Origin of the sequence: Pseudoglutamicibacter albus, from assembly GCF_031458175.1 — a bacterium.
In the GTDB taxonomy this organism is placed as follows: Bacteria; Actinomycetota; Actinomycetes; order Actinomycetales; family Micrococcaceae; genus Pseudoglutamicibacter; species Pseudoglutamicibacter albus.
Genome location: NZ_JAVDXX010000001.1, coordinates 940,985 through 957,673 on the forward strand (window position 1 = coordinate 940,985; position 16,689 = coordinate 957,673).

14 protein-coding genes are annotated in these 16,689 nt (G+C 58.8%); 2 read left to right on the top strand and 12 right to left on the bottom strand.

The features are described from left to right. Window positions 1-100: 100 nt before the first annotated feature. Window positions 101-901: a hypothetical protein gene (locus J2S67_RS04125; protein WP_141739888.1), complete on the top strand. Its 801-nt coding sequence runs from the start codon at window positions 101-103 to the stop codon at window positions 899-901. Here the strand turns inward: J2S67_RS04125 and J2S67_RS04130 are convergent. From J2S67_RS04130 to J2S67_RS04165, 8 genes are all read right to left on the bottom strand, one after another. Continuing rightward, window positions 861-3,143, bottom strand: coding sequence for a RelA/SpoT family protein (locus J2S67_RS04130; RefSeq protein ID WP_310246586.1), 2,283 nt, complete (start codon window positions 3,141-3,143; stop codon window positions 861-863). The two genes, J2S67_RS04125 and J2S67_RS04130, sit on opposite strands and share 41 nt — an antisense overlap. Before the next feature lie 179 nt (window positions 3,144-3,322). Beyond that, window positions 3,323-4,318 (bottom strand): protein translocase subunit SecF, encoded by a 996-nt coding sequence (gene secF / locus J2S67_RS04135; protein WP_035755136.1) that lies wholly within the window; start codon window positions 4,316-4,318, stop codon window positions 3,323-3,325. 1 nt (window position 4,319) lies between these two features. Next, the gene (gene secD / locus J2S67_RS04140) at window positions 4,320-6,065 is read right to left on the bottom strand and encodes a protein translocase subunit SecD (RefSeq protein ID WP_310246590.1); all 1,746 of its coding nucleotides are present in this window, start codon (window positions 6,063-6,065) and stop codon (window positions 4,320-4,322) included. 97 nt (window positions 6,066-6,162) lie between these two features. Beyond that, complete coding sequence (gene yajC / locus J2S67_RS04145) at window positions 6,163-6,549, bottom strand: preprotein translocase subunit YajC (RefSeq protein ID WP_052048308.1); 387 nt, start codon at window positions 6,547-6,549, stop codon at window positions 6,163-6,165. A 205-nt stretch (window positions 6,550-6,754) separates the two neighbouring features. After that, window positions 6,755-7,825: a Holliday junction branch migration DNA helicase RuvB gene (ruvB, locus tag J2S67_RS04150; protein ID WP_310246594.1), complete on the bottom strand. Its 1,071-nt coding sequence runs from the start codon at window positions 7,823-7,825 to the stop codon at window positions 6,755-6,757. A gap of 59 nt (window positions 7,826-7,884) precedes the next feature. Further along, a complete protein-coding gene (ruvA, locus tag J2S67_RS04155) occupies window positions 7,885-8,523 on the bottom strand; it encodes a Holliday junction branch migration protein RuvA (RefSeq protein WP_035755132.1) in 639 nt (212 codons plus the stop codon). A 171-nt stretch (window positions 8,524-8,694) separates the two neighbouring features. Then, entirely contained in the window at window positions 8,695-9,318 is a 624-nt protein-coding gene (gene ruvC / locus J2S67_RS04160) for a crossover junction endodeoxyribonuclease RuvC (protein WP_052048306.1), read from the bottom strand. A gap of 47 nt (window positions 9,319-9,365) precedes the next feature. Beyond that, the gene (locus J2S67_RS04165) at window positions 9,366-10,127 is read right to left on the bottom strand and encodes a YebC/PmpR family DNA-binding transcriptional regulator (RefSeq protein WP_035755130.1); all 762 of its coding nucleotides are present in this window, start codon (window positions 10,125-10,127) and stop codon (window positions 9,366-9,368) included. A 116-nt stretch (window positions 10,128-10,243) separates the two neighbouring features. Here J2S67_RS04165 and J2S67_RS04170 point away from each other — a divergent pair, with 116 nt between their 5' ends. After that, the gene (locus J2S67_RS04170; protein ID WP_310246600.1) at window positions 10,244-12,256 is read left to right on the top strand and encodes a M3 family metallopeptidase; all 2,013 of its coding nucleotides are present in this window, start codon (window positions 10,244-10,246) and stop codon (window positions 12,254-12,256) included. A 116-nt stretch (window positions 12,257-12,372) separates the two neighbouring features. On the opposite strand, the gene pdxS is transcribed toward J2S67_RS04170, so the two are convergent. The 4 genes from pdxS to thrS all read right to left on the bottom strand — a co-directional run bounded on the left by pdxS (window position 12,373) and on the right by thrS (window position 16,618). Then, complete coding sequence (gene pdxS / locus J2S67_RS04175) at window positions 12,373-13,266, bottom strand: pyridoxal 5'-phosphate synthase lyase subunit PdxS (RefSeq protein WP_035755125.1); 894 nt, start codon at window positions 13,264-13,266, stop codon at window positions 12,373-12,375. A 67-nt stretch (window positions 13,267-13,333) separates the two neighbouring features. Continuing rightward, entirely contained in the window at window positions 13,334-14,005 is a 672-nt protein-coding gene (gene pgsA / locus J2S67_RS04180) for a phosphatidylinositol phosphate synthase (protein ID WP_310246603.1), read from the bottom strand. Window positions 14,006-14,007: 2 nt separating this feature from the next. Next, the gene (locus J2S67_RS04185) at window positions 14,008-14,604 is read right to left on the bottom strand and encodes an HIT family protein (RefSeq protein ID WP_035755121.1); all 597 of its coding nucleotides are present in this window, start codon (window positions 14,602-14,604) and stop codon (window positions 14,008-14,010) included. Further along, window positions 14,597-16,618, bottom strand: coding sequence for a threonine--tRNA ligase (thrS, locus tag J2S67_RS04190; RefSeq protein WP_035755119.1), 2,022 nt, complete (start codon window positions 16,616-16,618; stop codon window positions 14,597-14,599). The genes J2S67_RS04185 and thrS overlap by 8 nt, the downstream gene beginning before the upstream one ends. Between the last annotated feature and the right edge of the window lie 71 nt (window positions 16,619-16,689).

Consider the following 16,689-nt stretch of genomic DNA (forward strand, 5'->3'; position numbering starts at 1 on the left):
CCTACCCCGGTAGATCTCCGCTAGCGCAAGGGCCTGGAGTTGTCCACAGGACAGCGCCGGGCCCTTGTCGTATCTGGACGCTGGAACGCACCATGAATGCATGACGCCAACCCAGAATGATCGCGACCTGCCTCTTCCTGATCTTCCACCGCCTCGCAAAGATCTCCTACCGCTACCTGCCACGCGTAGCCGGCTCTGCGAGGTTCCCTTATGGGATGCGATGCGTGAGAACCTCACTGAAGCCGAGCTTGCGGCGGCTCTTCGTGATGACCTAATCCGCCACGTTGTGGGCCCGCTCTATGCCCGTTTATCGGTCAGCCACCGTCCGATGGTGCGGTGGGCCGCACTCTACCGTTTCCAAGTGGCCTTGGCTGAAGACGGCATCAAGAATACGGTCTTCGATCACCAGACTGCGTTGTGGGCGTGGCTCGGTGGCAAGCCGCCAACGAGCCTCAACGTGCGGGCGCGCGTGCACAGTAGACGCTTCAGGAACATTGGTGGGCTCAATATTTATATCGATCCGTTGAACCTCAGCCAACGAGACATCGCATATGTTGAAGGGGTCAGGGTCGTGACACCGTTGACGGTCGCTGTCGAGTTAACGGCTGCGATTGCGCGCGATGCTGATGTGCCAGCGCCTCGAGTCGCTCGGTTACTCAGTGATATTCCAGAACGTATCGCGATGGGCTGGCAACGAACCCTGAAGGATCCCAATCCAACGGTTGGGGATCAGGTAACACAAACTCTCGAGCTAGAAGACATCAAGCCAGTCGATATGGACCGCTTGTTGGACGGTAGCGATCGATTCGCTCGTTTAGGTACAAAGCGTCAGACCCTCGTGCGGCGGCGGTTGCGGGAGATTAGCGCCGCTCTTCTGAGGCCCCACCTAGCACCCGGCTGACATCATAGACGCCTTCAATCCGGCGGATTGCAGCGAAGATATGGCTCATGAAGTCCGGCTCCCCCAGCTGGAAACGGAAACGTGAAATCGCGGTCCGGTCCTTGGTGGTCCACAGGTTCGCAGACAAGATATTGACGTGGTTCTCCGAGAGCACTTTGGTGACGTCGCTCAAAAGCGAGTGCCGGTCGAGTGCCTCAACCTGGATCTCTACCGTGAATACGGTGTGGGAACGAGGATCCCACGCGACATCGACAATCCGCTCGGCTTCAGGACCGCTCAGATTAGCGATGTTCGGGCACGCTGAACGGTGTACCGTGACGCCCGAGCCGCGTGTTACAAAGCCTTTGATCGCATCCGGTGGCACCGGCGAGCAACACGGGCCCAGCTTAGCCACAACATCACGTGAGCCCTGGACGATAACCCCGGAAGAGCTCGGCTGTGAGCCACGCGTCTGGTTTTGGTCCGAGGTGAAGTTCATGCCTGGTTCAGGCTGAGCTACCTCGGGTTCTCCCGTCAGGCTCGTGATGTGCTCCATCACGTTCTTGGAAGAGACGTGGCCTTCGCCCAGGCCCGCGTACAGACCAGTGATGTCGTTGTAGTGAAGCTCTTTCGCAACCGCTGTGAGGATCTCTGCCGTCATGAGCTTCTGGAGCGGGAGCCCAGCCTTACGAATCGCTTTAGAGAGCAGATCCTGGCCTTTTTCTATCGCTTCCTCGCGGCGCTCCTTGGAGAACCATTGCCGAATCTTGGTGCGGGCTCGTGGTGAGGCGACAAAGTCTTGCCAATGGCGTGACGGGCCGGCGTTTTCTGCCTTCGAGGTCAGTATTTCAACCTGATCGCCATTGTTGAGCGGTGTATGCAACGGAACAAGTTTCCCATTGACTTTAGCGCCAACGGCCCTGTGCCCCACATCCGTGTGGACCGCGTAGGCGAAATCCACGGGTGTGGAACCCAGTGGCAGCGAACGCACCTCACCGGCCGGGGTGAAGACATAGACTTCAGCGGAGTTGATGACATAACGGAAGGAATCGAGGAACTCATCTGGATCCTCAGTGTCTTTCTGCCAGGCCACCAACCGGTTGAGCCAGTTGATGTTGGTTTCTTTATCGTTCTCTGCAGAGCCTTGCTTGTATTTCCAGTGTGCGGCTACACCGTATTCGGCACGCTTATGCATTTCGTGGGTGCGGATCTGCACCTCGACGGGACGGCCGCCGGGACCGATCACGGAGGTATGCAAGGACTGATACATGTTGAACTTAGGCATCGCAATGTAGTCCTTGAACCTGCCGGGAAGCGGGTTCCAATGCGAATGGATGATGCCCAAGACCGCGTAGCAGTCTTTGACGGAGTCAACCAGGATCCGAACACCCATGAGGTCGTGGATCTCGTTGAATTCTTTCTTCCGGACTACCATCTTCTGATAGACCGAGTAATAGTGTTTAGGCCGGCCCGTGATGACCGCGTTGATCTTCTCTTCAGAGAGATTCGCCTCGATCGCTTGCCGAACTTCGGAAAGATACCGTTCACGTTCAGGCGTGCGGGCGCCCACCATGCGCACGATCTCTTCATACACTTTCGGGTGCAAAACCGCGAAAGAAAGATCCTCAAGCTCCCACTTGACGGTGTTCATCCCCAAACGGTGGGCCAACGGAGCGTATATCTCGAGGGTTTCCCGGGCTTTACGGGACGCCGATTCAGGGTTGACGTAACGCCATGTGCGGGCGTTATGCATTCGGTCGGCAAGCTTGATCATGAGTACACGGATGTCTTGGGACATCGCGACGATCATCTTCCGGACCGTCTCTGCCTGAGCGGCCTCGCCGTAGGTGACCTTATCGAGTTTGGTGACCCCGTCCACGAGCAGAGCGATCTCATCGCCGAAGTCCTTGCGCAGTGCTTCAAGCGAATATTCGGTGTCCTCGACCGTGTCATGCAACAGCGCCGCCGCCAGCGTAGGGCCAGTGAGCCCCATCTCCGCAAGGATCGTTGCGACCGCCACAGGGTGGGTGATGTAGGGATCCCCGGATTTCCGCTTCACGCCTTCGTGCCAACGTGCAGCGACATCGTAGGCGCGCGTGATGAGTGAAAGATCTTCTTCCGGATGTTGCGCACGCACGGTACGTAGCAGGGGCTCAAGGATGGGAGGGGCCGCCGGAAACGTTGACCGGCCTGAGAAACGGATCAGACGCGAAAGCGACCTTCCCCGCCTTGGTTGCTGTTCACCCACTCGCTGTTGCGCCATGGCAGCGATTCCTCCTCTGCTACCAAGCGCAAGGCCTGGCTGTATGTACACAATACGGTGATTGGGTCAGTCTAGACCACAGAACAGAAACGGAACACCTCGTGAACCGGTGAGTCTCACGAGGTGTTCCGTCACGCGGTGCGTTCGGCACCGTTCCCAGCTAGTGGTGAATACGCGTATCAGGCCAGCGCTGCCTCTGAATCCTTGCGGTTGTCATGGACCTCAGCGTCGAGCTCCTTGATCTCTTCATCGTTCTTGCGCAGCTGATAGTACAGCGGTGCCTGGATGAAGAGGGTGGACAACGTCGAGACGATGATGCCGACGAACAACGCAAGCGCGAGGTCACCGAGCGTGCCCGCGCCGAGCAACCAATAACCGATGAACAGAATCGAGCCGACTGGCAGGATCGCAACGACCGAGGTGTTGATCGAGCGAACCAGGGTCTGGTTCACAGCACGGTTGACCTTCTCCTCGAAGGTCATGACGTACTTGAGGGAGGCGTCAGAGGTATTCTCACGGATCTTGTCGAAGACCACCACGGTGTCATAGAGACAGTAGCTAAGAATCGTCAAGAAACCGATGACCGCACTCGGTGTCACTTCGAAACCGACTGCAGCATAGATCCCGGCAGTAACGATCATGACGACGATCAGGCCGCCGATTGCGGCAAGCGACATCTTCCAGGTCCGGAAGTACACCGCCATCAGCAAAGCAACCAAGACCATGAACACGACCAAACCGATCGCCGCTTGGCGCGAGACATCAGCGCCCCATGTCGGGCCAATCGCTGAGACAGAGACCTTCGAAGCATCCGTCTCGTATGCTTTCGCGAGTGCTTCCTTCAAGTCGTCGGCTTGCTGACCGGTGAGCGGGTCAGTCTGGACGCGCATCGTGGTCGCAGCCAGATGCGTCGTCCGTGCGTTCTTATCCGGCACGACCTCGCCGGCGGCGTCGTCACCGAGCTTAGGGTCAGTCTTGTGGGCCTCGGCCACCTGGAACTCGTTGCCACCACGGAAATCGATACCCAGGTTGAAACCGCCACGCACAACCGGAACCAAGACCGAAAGCACGATCAGAACGAGCGCGATAGCAAACCAGAGTTTGCGCTTGCCGATGAATGGATACGAACGCTTACCGGAGTAGAGCTCGTTACCCCACGTTGCTAACTTCGCCACGTCAGTTCTCCTCTACCTTGCGTGTATCTGCGTTCCTACCGCTCTCGCGCGCAGCAAGCTCTTCAGCCCGGCGCCGCTCAGCGATCGTCATGCGACGCTGAGCCTCACGGTTAGCCCCGCCGCCGTGCTTGCCGGCCTGCTTCGCTTCACCGCTCTGCCGGCGCACACGCACTCGGCCCGCCCCGGCATACAGCGGCTCAGCGCCCAAAAGGCGCGGATCCAGACCGGAAAGCCTGTGACCTTCAGAGAAGAAAGTCATACGGCTGAGCAACTGCAACATCGGGTGCGTGAACAAGAACACCACGAAAATATCCGCAACAGCTGTCAGGCCCAGGGTGAACGCGAAGCCCTTGACGTTACCCACAGCAACAAAGTACAGAACAACGGCTGCCAGAATGTTGACCGCTTTAGAAGCCAGAATGGTTCGGCGAGCACGCTTCCAACCGGTTTCGATCGCCTGCTGGAGCCTGCGGCCTTCACGCAACTCATCACGGATACGTTCAAAGTAGACGATGAACGAGTCAGCTGTCAGACCAATCGAGACAATCAAGCCGGCAACACCAGCCAGAGACAACCGATAGTTCGCGCCCCACCCCAACAAGACAATCGCGAGATAGGTCAGCGTACCCATGATGATGAGCGAGGCCATCGTCACCAGACCCAAAACGCGGTACTGGAAGAAGGAGTAAACAGCCACCAAGACCAGGCCGATCAAGCCAGCGATCATACCGGACTTGAGCTGATCAGCACCGAGCTTGGCCGAAACCTGGGTTTCGGTCGGGATGTTGAAGCTCATCGGCAAGGCACCGTAACGCAGCTGCTCGGCGAGCTCTTGAGCCGATTCCTGAGTGAAGTTACCGGTGATCGAAGAGCGGCCATCGGAAATGACGGCCAGCGACTGCGGAGCCGAAACCACGCGGCCATCCAACACGATCGCGAACTGGTTCTTAGGCGGCTGAGCTGACGTCAAACGCTGGGTGACCGTCTTGAACGCCTCAGCGCCCTTGTTGTTGAACGTCAACGCAACTTCCCAGCCACCGGTCGTGAAGCCCTGCGAGTTCTGTTCAGGACGTGCCTCGGCATCGGTGATGTCAGAGCCGGAAACCTCAACCGGACCCAAGAGGTACTTAGCCTGCAACGGCGGGTCCATCTCACACGCAATAGCTGGCTCTTCAGCCTTGAACGTCGTGCGGTCTTTCTTATTGAGCTCAGCGGCACAATCCCACGCCTGGAACTTACGCAAAAGCTCAGGGGTGACCCACCGATCATCAGAACCGTTCTGCGGTTTACCCTCAGGCTTTGGGATGTCTTTGATCGGTGTGAGGTCCTTCTTTGGCGTCGCCGTGATGTCTTGGTTTGCCGCGATCACTGGCCGGAACTGCATCTGCGCGGAAGACTTGATGAGGTTACGTGTCTTCTCATCTGGGATGCCAGGCATAGCAACCACGATGTTCTGGTTGTTCTGCGTGGTGACCTCAGCTTCAGCAACACCAGTGCCATCAACGCGTTGACGAATGATCTCGACCGCTTGCTGAAGCTGCTCGGAAGTGACCTGCTTGTTCGGGTCATCCAGTTTAGGGGTCAGCACCATCTCGGTACCGCCCTCAAGGTCCAGCGCAAGCTTAGGAAGCGCACCAGTTTTTCCTGCGACAACACCACCGATGAGCACACCGATCAGCACGAGGTGGATCACCGCGAGCCAGATCAGTGCGCTATGAGCCTGCCGCTTGGGGCTAGTTGTTGACATAAAGGTTTCTCTCACACGTGAGCAATGAATGAATAAAGACTAGGTATCTGCCTCAGCGTGTGAAGTGCATCGGTTCGCAACGCTGGGCTGCTGGTTCTTAGCGCTTATCTGGGCCTTCCGAACCGTCGAGGTCACCCTGGTTGTCCTCTTGCGAAGCCTCATGGGTCGAGTTGTCTTCTGGGAACTGAGCGATCGCTTGGACGTGGAACATGACACGGTTACCTGGAGATAGTTCCAAGAGCACCTTGTTCTCGTCTTTGAAGGTGTCAACGACCGTGCCGAAGATACCGGCGGTCGTCATAACTTCTGCACCCGGGACGAGCTTAGTCTCACGTTCCTGCTGAGCTTGCTGCATCCGCTTGCGGTTACGGAACATCGTGAAGACCAAGAAAATGACCATGAGGCCCATGATCAAAAGAAGAGGGCTAATACCCCCGGCCTGTCCTTGCTGACCTTCAGCCAAAATCTGCTGCGCGGAGATCACGTGGCATCCTCAATTCACATTATCGATATCGCTGCACACCCTCGCGCGCGCATTGCAGGCGCAAGGAAAACACCGATCTAGCCTAACCTACCCCGGCAAGCAGAAGTAGTAACTGCAAGCTCACGCCGTAACTCTGGGACGGCACTATCGGTTGCTGGAAGACAGAAATAGATAGGCCAATGCTTTCTCCAGCTCGGTCGATTCTTCAGATGAGGCGGGCAGTCCCGCCGGGATCCTGCTCCCCCGAAGGTAGGGCGCCAGGAGCACCCTCCGGCGGAGTCAGGCCTAGGTGCACCCATGCCGCTGGGGTTGCTATTCGTCCGCGTGCGGTTCGGCCGAGGAGGCCTTCGCGCACAAGATAGGGCTCAGCTACTTCCTCGACAGTTTCGGTTTCCTCCCCCACCGAGATCGCAAGTGTTGATAAGCCGACGGGCCCGCCACCGAATTTGGTGCACAACGCTTGCAAAACTGAACGGTCGAGCCGATCCAGTCCACGTTCATCGACGTCATACATGTCCAGGGCCGCTGCGGCTTGAACCGCATCGATCCGCTCGATGCGGTGTACAAGCGACCAGTCCCTGACACGGCGTAGGAGCCGGTTAGCGATACGCGGGGTTCCGCGTGAACGTGAAGCGATCTGCTGATAGCCGTCATCGGTCAAGCGCACATCAAGCATGACTGCCGAGCGCCGCAGAACCATTTCAAGTTCTTCAACCGAATAGAAGTCCAGGTGGCCGGTGAACCCGAAACGGTCACGCAGAGGTCCTGGCAAAAGACCGGCACGCGTGGTCGCACCCACCAGAGTGAACGGAGGAAGATCCAATGGGATAGCTGTGGCACCAGCACCCTTGCCGACCACGATGTCGACGCGAAAGTCTTCCATCGCAAGGTAGAGCATTTCCTCTGCTGGGCGGGCTAGACGGTGGATCTCATCCAGGAATAAAACTTCGCCTTCAGATAGCGAAGAGAGGATCGCAGCCAGGTCCCCTGCGTTTTGGATCGCTGGACCGGAGCTGATGCGTAGCGGTGCTTGCATCTCCGCGGCAACGATCATGGCTAGCGTCGTCTTGCCCAAGCCTGGAGGCCCGGAGAGCAGAACGTGATCGGCAACCCGTTCACGCAGCTTCGAGGATTCAAGTACGAGGGAAAGTTGCTCGCGAACACGTGCTTGGCCCACGAATTCATCGAAGTTCTTGGGCCGCATCGCAGCCTCGAGCGCGCGTTCCTCCGGCTCTCCGGAGGCATCCACCAGACCGCGCGAGGAATCTGATGCCATCTTGCTACGTTCCTCTCCCCTAGCTTCTCAACAGTAGTTTCAAGACCGTTCCGGCATGCTCACGAGCGCACTCCGGTCCCGGCCCCCACGCCCCGCAATGCAGCGCGCAACAGCTCTGGAACCGAGGCCCCGGCCAATTCCGGTTGTGCCTTGAGCGTGGCTGCAAGAACCTTCTTAGCTTCCTTCTCAGTCCACCCCAGGCCTGTGAGACCCTCGACCACTTGGGCCTCGGCGGCTTGAGCCAACGCTTCGGCTTCGGTCTGGGCGGCCGGGGCGGCAGTGGCAGTAGCATCCGCCGAGAGCGTCAGCTTGCCCTTGAGTTCAAGGATAATTCGGCTTGCCGATTTAGGGCCCACACCCGAAACGCGGGTCAGCGCTTTCGTGTCTTCGTTCTGAACAGCCGCGGCGAGCTCTTCTGCAGAGTGAACCGCCAAAATAGCTAAACCCAGTTTCGGGCCGATCCCTGAAACGCTCGTGATGATGTCGAAAACGTCCCGGTCACGTGCACTAGTGAAACCGTAGAGAGTCATCGAATCTTCACGCACCACCAAACTCGTTGGAAGAGTGGCTTCTTGACCTACCGTGAGTTCCCCTAACGTCCGCGGAACCGCGTTGACGAGGTAGCCCACTCCGCCCACATCAAGAACCACCGAGTTCAGGTTCAACGTCGTAACGGTGCCTCGAAGCTGAGAAATCATGGGTACGAACAACCTTTCACGGACATAACAGCGCGCCGACGGCACGCCTCACACATAAGAGAGCACCACAAACACGGAGAGTGATACGAGAAGTCTATCCGAATATATCTTCGAACTATCCGTATGTGTGCTAGATACGCCCCGTGTCACAGCGCTCACGAGCCAGCACGGTCAACCACGCGGCTTACGTGCACGCGCCCGCAAAGCAGACTCCGCACGCGCCGCATTATTAGCGGCCTGAGCCTGCGCCTTGAGCCAGGCTCGCTGTGCTGGGGCCACACCACTTTGATTCGATGCTGAAGCCGCCGCCTTGGATGCCGGGTCAGCCCCACGCCACCCGTGAGCCAACGCGATCGCTATCGCATCGGCCGCATCGGCTGGTTTCGGGGCGGCCGCTAGGCGCAGAATCTTGGTCACCATCCGCCCCACTTGCTGTTTATCAGCCTGGCCGCTACCGGTCACAGCGGCTTTGACCTCAGTCGGGGTGTGTAAGGCAACCGGAATGCCGCGGCGCGCGGCAGCGGCAATGATCACGCCCATCGCCTGGGCGGTACCCATCACCGTAGAGACGTTCGTGTAAGTGAAGACGCGCTCAATCGCCAAAGCATCAGGCCGGAATTCATCCAGCCACTCATCAATCCGCTCAGAAATCGTGAGCAGACGGTGGTCCAAGGCAACCTCAGACGGGGAACCGATCACCCGCACGTCCTCGAGCGTTGCTGTGCGGTCAGTACCAACAGAAACCAGGGCCAACCCGCAACGGGTCAGCCCTGGATCAACTCCTGCTACGCGCACGCACCAACCACCTCGGAAGCCGTTACGCGAACCGAATGCAACAGTCTCTACTCCTCGCCTAGCGCCTCAATGACCTCAGGCGTCATATCGACATTCGAGTACACGGCCTGCACGTCATCGAGCTCCTCGAGCGCTTCCTCAAGTTTGACGAACGTGCGGGCCGCATCCACATCCAGCTCAACCTTCATCGTCGGCACGTACTCGACTTCATCAGAGCTGTATTCGACACCGGCTTCATCCAGCGCGTGAGCAACTGACTGCAGCTCCGAAGGCTCCGAAACGATGGTGAAAGAATCGCCGACCTTGGTGATCTCCTCGGCATCAACATCAGCCATGAGGACAACCTCCATGAGGGAATCCTCGGTGTGATCAGCCTCAGGGACCACCACGACACCCTTACGGTTGAAAAGGTAGTTGACCGAACCCGGGTCGGCGATCGTGCCACCGTTACGGGTGATCGCCACGCGAGTCTCAGAGGCCGCGCGGTTGCGGTTATCGGTCAGGCAGTGCACCAAGAGAGCCGAGCCCTGCGGACCGCGTGCCTCATACATGATCTCGGTGTAGTCAATGACCTCACCAGTCAGCCCGGCACCACGCTTGATCGCACGGTCGATGTTGTCGTTAGGAACGGAGTTCTTCTTCGCCTTGTTCACGGCGACTTCAAGAGCCGGGTTACCTTCTAGGTCCGGACCACCAGCACGCGCGGCAACCTCGATCTTCTTGATGAACTGCGCGAAAGCTTTCGCACGCTTCGCATCCAACGCAGCTTTCTTGTGCTTGGTTGTCGCCCATTTGGAGTGGCCAGCCATAGTTCTTCCGTCCCTATGTCAGTTAGTTCTAGCGTCAGACCATTCTATAGCCTGCCCTCACCGTAGCGCCGTTACTCGGCATGGCGTCGATGTACTTAGTGTGAAAGAGTCTTTTCATGACTTGTCTTACGGAGCCTAGCGGGCTTGATTACAACTTCCCTGATTTCTCTACCGTGACCCCGGATCTGTTGCGCAGCTCGGTGCGTGCCGGAATCGAGGCTCAAGAGAAAGCCGTCGCGGCCATTGTCAATGATCCGCACGAGGCGGACTTCACCAACACGTTCGAGGCTTTTGAGCTCTCAAGCGAAGCCCTTGATCGTGCAACGGCGGTCGCGTTCCACCTGTTCTCAGCTGATGCCACGGAAGAAATCCAGGCTATCGAGGCTGAAGTTACGGCTATGGTCGCAGCGCATCAGGACGCAATGACGCTCTACCCTGGCCTGTACGCCCGGATGCAGCAGGTCGATGCGGGCGCGCTTGAAGGCGAACAGGCACGCCTCGTTGAGGTCACGATGCGATCCTTCCGCGCGAGCGGCGCGGAACTGGACGCTGAGGGCCAGGAAAAGCTCAAGGCCTTGAACGCGAAGCTCACCGATTTACAGACAGAGTTCGGTCGCCTCGCGATGCAGAACCTCGTGGATGCAGCGCCTGCCCTCACGGAGGCGGAAGCTACGGGCCTCTCCCCTGCCCGACTTGAAGCGACCCGCGCCGCAGCTCAGGCCGCGGGAGCGGAAGGCCACCGTATCTCGCTCGTGTTGCCAACCGTTCAACCTGATGAAGCGATCCTGACCACCGCTGAAGGCCGCAAGAAGTTGCACGAGGCATCGTCTCAGCGTGCATCTGACGGCAAGAGCTCTGCGATCGCCGCGCAGATCGCGGCATTGCGCGTAGAGCGCGCACGCTTGCTCGGTTTTGAGACGCATGCAGAAGAGATTCTGTCTCTGCGGTCGGAAACCTCGGTTTCGGCTATCAACGATCTGTTGGCGCAGTTGGCTAAGCCTGCGCTCGCGAACGCGGCCGCCGAGGATGCGCGGATCGCTGAAGCGCTCGGCCTCGAGCCTCTGTCCCCCGAGGCTCCTGTGGCACCGTGGGATCGCGCACGCGGGCTGAGTCTTGTTGGCTCGCAGTCCGATGGGGTCGACGCGGAACTGTTGCAACAGCACCTTGAACTCGACACAGTTCTGACTGAAGGCGTTTTCCGTGCCGCTGGATTGGTCTATGGGCTGAGGTTCACGGAACGCCACGACCTTCCGCTTCCTCACCCGGATGCCCGGATTTGGGAAGTTTTCGAGGAGAACGGGGATGCCGTCGGGCTGTTCGTGGGCGATTTCTTCGCCCGCGACACCAAGCGTGGTGGGGCATGGATGAATGAGCTTGCCCAAGGTGCTACCGCAACCGGTTCACGCCCGATCATCTGCAATACGCTGAACATCCCTAAGCCAACCGGCGGGAACCCTGCATTGTGCACGTGGGATGAGGTCAACACACTATTCCACGAGTTCGGGCATGCGCTCCACGGCCTGCTGAGTGCCGCACACTACCCTTCTTTGGCGGGCACCAACGTTGGGCGCGACATCGTCGAGTTCCCGTCCCAGGTCAACGAGATGTGGACAGTACACCCCAAGATTCTTCCGCACTACACCAAGCACGCACACACGGGTGAACCGCTTCCTGCCGATCAGATCGAAAAACTCACCGCGACCAGCACGTGGGGCGAAGGCTTCTCGACGAGCGAATACCTCGCCGCATCGATTCTAGACCTCGCGTGGCACCAGCGCACCGGTACCGACGTCGAGGCTGACCCGGCCGGGTTCGAAGACTCAGCATTGCGTGATGCTGGCTTCAACCCGGACTCGATCGAGTCTCGCTACAAGACCGGCTACTTCCAGCACATCTTCGCTGGCGGTTATTCGGCAGGTTACTACTGCTACATCTGGTCCGAGATCCTTGACGCCGATGCGGTCGAATGGTTCAAGGAGCAAGAGGACATCCGTGCCGCTGGCCAGCTGTTCCGTGAGGAGTTCTTGAGCCGCGGTAACACGCGCGACGCACTGGAAAGCTATCGCGCATTCCGTGGACGCGATGCCCGCATCGAGCCTCTGCTTGAACGCCGCGGGCTGAAGGCATAAAAGCCGGCTAGACCAGAGTCGAGAACAAAGAATGGTGTGGGTAGATGCAGAACGTTACGAACTTCATCCACCCACACCATTTCGATATGACGAAGGGCGCGCTTGGCGTGTGTGTGCTACCAGCCGCGGTCTTCGAGGCGGTGGTGCACTGGGATCTCATCTACGTTGAGGCCGACCATTGCTTCGCCGAGACCACGGGATACGTCAGCGATCACCTTCGGGTCGTTGTAGTTCGCGGTCGCCTTGACCACAGCGGCGGCGCGAGCCTCAGGGTTACCGGACTTGAAGATGCCGGAGCCAACGAACACGCCTTCGGCACCGAGCTGCATCATCATGGCTGCGTCTGCTGGGGTTGCGATACCGCCTGCGGTCAACAAGGGCACCGGCAGCTTTCCTTCGCGGGCGACCTCAACGACGAGATCGTAGGGCGCCTGCAGTTCTTTCGCGGCAACGAACAGTTCGTCCTCAGCCATCGAAGTCAGGCGGTTGATTTCCGCGCGGATCTTACGCATGTGGCCGGTCGCGTTCGAGACATCGCCGGTTCCGGCTTCACCTTTGGAGCGGATCATCGCAGCACCCTCGTTGATGCGGCGCAAAGCCTCACCGAGGTTCGTCGCGCCACACACGAATGGTGCCTTGAACGCGAACTTGTCCACGTGGTTCTCGTAGTCAGCTGGGGAAAGAACCTCGGACTCGTCGATGAAGTCGATGTCGAGGGCTTCAAGAACCTGGGCCTCAACGAAGTGCCCGATGCGTACCTTCGCCATCACTGGAATCGATACGGCTTCCTGAATACCAACGATCATGTCAGGATCCGATGCCCGAGAAATACCGCCCTGAGCGCGGATATCGGCAGGTACACGCTCCAAAGCCATGACAGCCTTAGCGCCTGCGGCTTCAGCGATGCGAGCCTGTTCAGGGGTCACGACGTCCATGATGACGCCGCCAGTCAGATGGTCAGCAAGCCCACGACGGACGCGGGAGGCCTGCTGGGACGGTTGAGTGTTCACGCGAACAATACCTTTCGGTCATCGAAATTGAGTGGAAGGGAAAACAACGGCTGGTATCGGCCAAACCCTAGTTCATCGTATCTGTCACACCGTGCACACGCTGAGCGGTTGCGACACATCTGGAAATACGCTGAATAAGAGTCACGACCGAGCCAATACATACAGCTACGACTCCCCCGAACCACCACCACGGATTCAATCCCAGGCCGGTGAAACCGGTGAGGACAAGCACGACAACGAGACGCTCCGAACGCTCCACGAAACCGACCGAAGCATCGAAACCAAGCGATTCAGCCTTAGCCCGCACATAAGAGACGAGCCCACCAAGGCTCAAAAGGATCAGTGCTGCTGCGCCGAACATCGGGCGCGCGCCACCTGTGAACCACCAGAACGCGAGCGTTCCGAAGATCGTGAAATCCACGAGCCGGTCGAGGGAAGAATCGAGGAAGTTCCCTAGCGCTCGTTCGGTGTGTGAGCGCGGCTGACCTACCCCAGATTCGGCTTGGTTGTCGAGGTGCCGGGCGAGTTGGCCATCGACCATGTCAGAGAAAATGAACAACGTGATGGCAACAGTGCCCCAGAACAGTTGACCCCAACTGTAGAGCGCGACCGCGGACACGGCCGCGCCCACCGAGCCCAGTACCGTGACCAGGTTCGGTGTCGCGCCTACCCGCGCTAGGACTTTCACGAGCGGACGGAACAGAGCCGTGAAAAACCCGCGCGCGTACCGGTCCAACATGCCTAGGTGACCTCGCCCCAGCCTTGCTTCATGAGCCGCAGCGTATCCCCTAACACCACTGGGATCGCTTTGGATTCAGCGATGATCGGGAAGAAGTTCGTGTCCCCACCCCAACGCGGGATCACGTGCTGATGCAGGTGCGCGGCGATACCGGCACCTCCGGCTTGGCCCTGATTCATGCCGAGATTAAAACCGTCAGGGCCCGAAACGTGGGCCAGCACGCGCATCGCTTTCTGGGCAAGCTCGCCCATCTCAGCTGTTTCTTCCGCTGTGATGTCGGTGTACATCGGGACGTGGCGGTACGGGATCACCATCATGTGGCCCGGATTATATGGGTAGAGGTTGAGGTTCACGAAGCAATGTTCGCCTCGATAGACGATGAGTGCGTCTTCATCGCTGCGTTGAGGCCCGGAACAGAACGGGCACGTGTGCTCGTCCTTGACCTGGTCCTGCCCCTTCTCGACGTAGGCCATACGGTACGGGGTCCACAACCGGCCCAGCCGGTCTGGTGCTGAAGCGAGTTCGAAGTCGTCGGTGACCTCGGCATCGTGCTCGGCTTCCGTGTGAGCGGTTGATTGAGGGTTCTCAGTTTCAGGCATGATCGGTGTTGATCCGTTCGCGTACGTGCTTCACGATGCGTTCGATCGCTTCATCGACAGGCACCTGGTTGTCTTGCGAACCGTCACGGTAGCGGAAGGAGACCGCGTTGGCTTCTTGGTCTTCCCCACCTGCGATGAGGGTGAACGGGATCTTCTCCTTGGACGCGTTGCGGATCTTCTTGGGGAACCTGTCGTGGCTGTCATCGAGTTCCGCGCGGATGCCCTCGGCTTTAAGACGCTCGACGATCTCGGTGAGATAGTCGTTGAATACCTCAGCAACAGGGATCGCACGCACCTGGACGGGGGCGAGCCATGCCGGGAACGCACCCGCGTAGTGCTCGGTGAGCACGCCCATGAAGCGTTCAATCGAACCGAATTTGGCGGCGTGGATCATGACTGGTTCCTGCCGGGTTCCGTCAGCTGCCTGATATTCGAGTTCGAAGCGGGCTGGCTGGTTGAAATCGTACTGGACCGTGCCCATCTGCCATGTGCGGCCGATCGCATCTCGCGCCTGGACGGAGATCTTTGGCCCGTAGAACGCCGCCCCACCTGGATCCGGGACGAGCTCAACACCGGTCGAGACAGCGACTTCCTCCAAGATGCGGGTTGCTTCTTCCCACTGTTCTTGAGAACCGATGAACTTATCGGAGTCCTCATCTCGGGTTGAGAGCTCAAGATAGTAATCATCCATACCGAAGTCCCGTAGCAGGGACAGCATGAATTCGATGAGGTGGCGGACCTCTTCCGGTGCTTGTTCCTTGGTCACGTAGGAGTGGGAGTCGTCTTGAGCGAAACCGCGCACGCGGGTCAGCCCGTGGATCACGCCGGACTTTTCGTACCGGTAGACGTGCCCGAACTCGAACAGACGCAGAGGCAGGTCGCGGTAGGAACGGCCCCGTGACTTATAGATGAGGTTGTGCATCGGGCAGTTCATCGCTTTGAGGCGGTATTCCTGACCCGGCTTGGTCACGTTGCCGTCGTCATCGTGCTCGGCGTCCACGGTCAGCGGCGGGAACATCGTGTCCGCGTAGTACGGCAGATGCCCTGAGGTGTGGAAGAGGCCAGCACGTGAGATGTGGGGGGTGCCGACGTAATCGAAGCCTGCGGCCACGTGGCGGTCGCGAACGTAGTCTTCCATTTCGCGTTTGATGATGCCGCCTTTGACGTGGAACACCGGCAGGCCGGAGCCGAGCTCATCCGGGAAGGAGAACAGGTCGAGTTCGGTTCCGAGGCGGCGGTGGTCGCGGCGTTCGGCTTCTGCGAGGCGCTCTTGGTAGTCCTTGAGTTCCTGCTTGGTTGGCCACGCCGTGCCGTAGATACGTTGCAGCTGTTTGTTGTTTTCGTTGCCGAGCCAATATGCTGCCGCGCTACGGGTTAGCGCGAATGCGTTGGAGATGATCTTGGTGTTCGGCAGGTGCGGGCCGCGGCAGAGGTCTCGCCAGATGACTTCGCCGGTCTTGCGGTCGATGTTGTCGTAGAGGGTGATTTCGCCTTCACCGATCTCAACGCTCATGCCTTCGCCCGAGGTTGCGGCTTCATCGGCTTTGGAGAGCAGGATGAGCTTGTATGGCTCGTCTTTGAGTGCTGCGCGTGCTTGTTCAGCGGTGACGGTTTCGCGGCGGAAAGACTGGGTCTGGTTCACGATGCGCAGCATGCGCTTCTCAATAGCCTTGAGGTCTTCCGGGGTGAAGGGTTCATCGACGTCGAAGTCGAAGTAGAAGCCGTCGGTGATGTAGGGGCCGATGCCGAGTTTAGCTTCCGGGTAGAGTTCCTGGACGGCTTGAGCCATGACGTGGGCGGTCGAGTGGCGTAGAACGTTGAGTCCGTCTGGGCTGCTGATGTCCACCGATTCGATGACAGCGTCGGCTGGCACTTCGCGATGAAGGTCCCACAGTTCACCGTTGACGCGCATCACTACGGTGGTTTTCTGGTCTTTGAACAGGTCGAGTCCAGTTGTTCCCTGTTCCACCTCCCGCGCTTGTCCGTCGATCGTGAGGTTCAGGGAATCAGCCATGGTGGCCCGCCTTTCTTGTTCTATGGCTTTATGGTGAGTGGCATACCGAGGCCACGACCAGCCAATGTCTC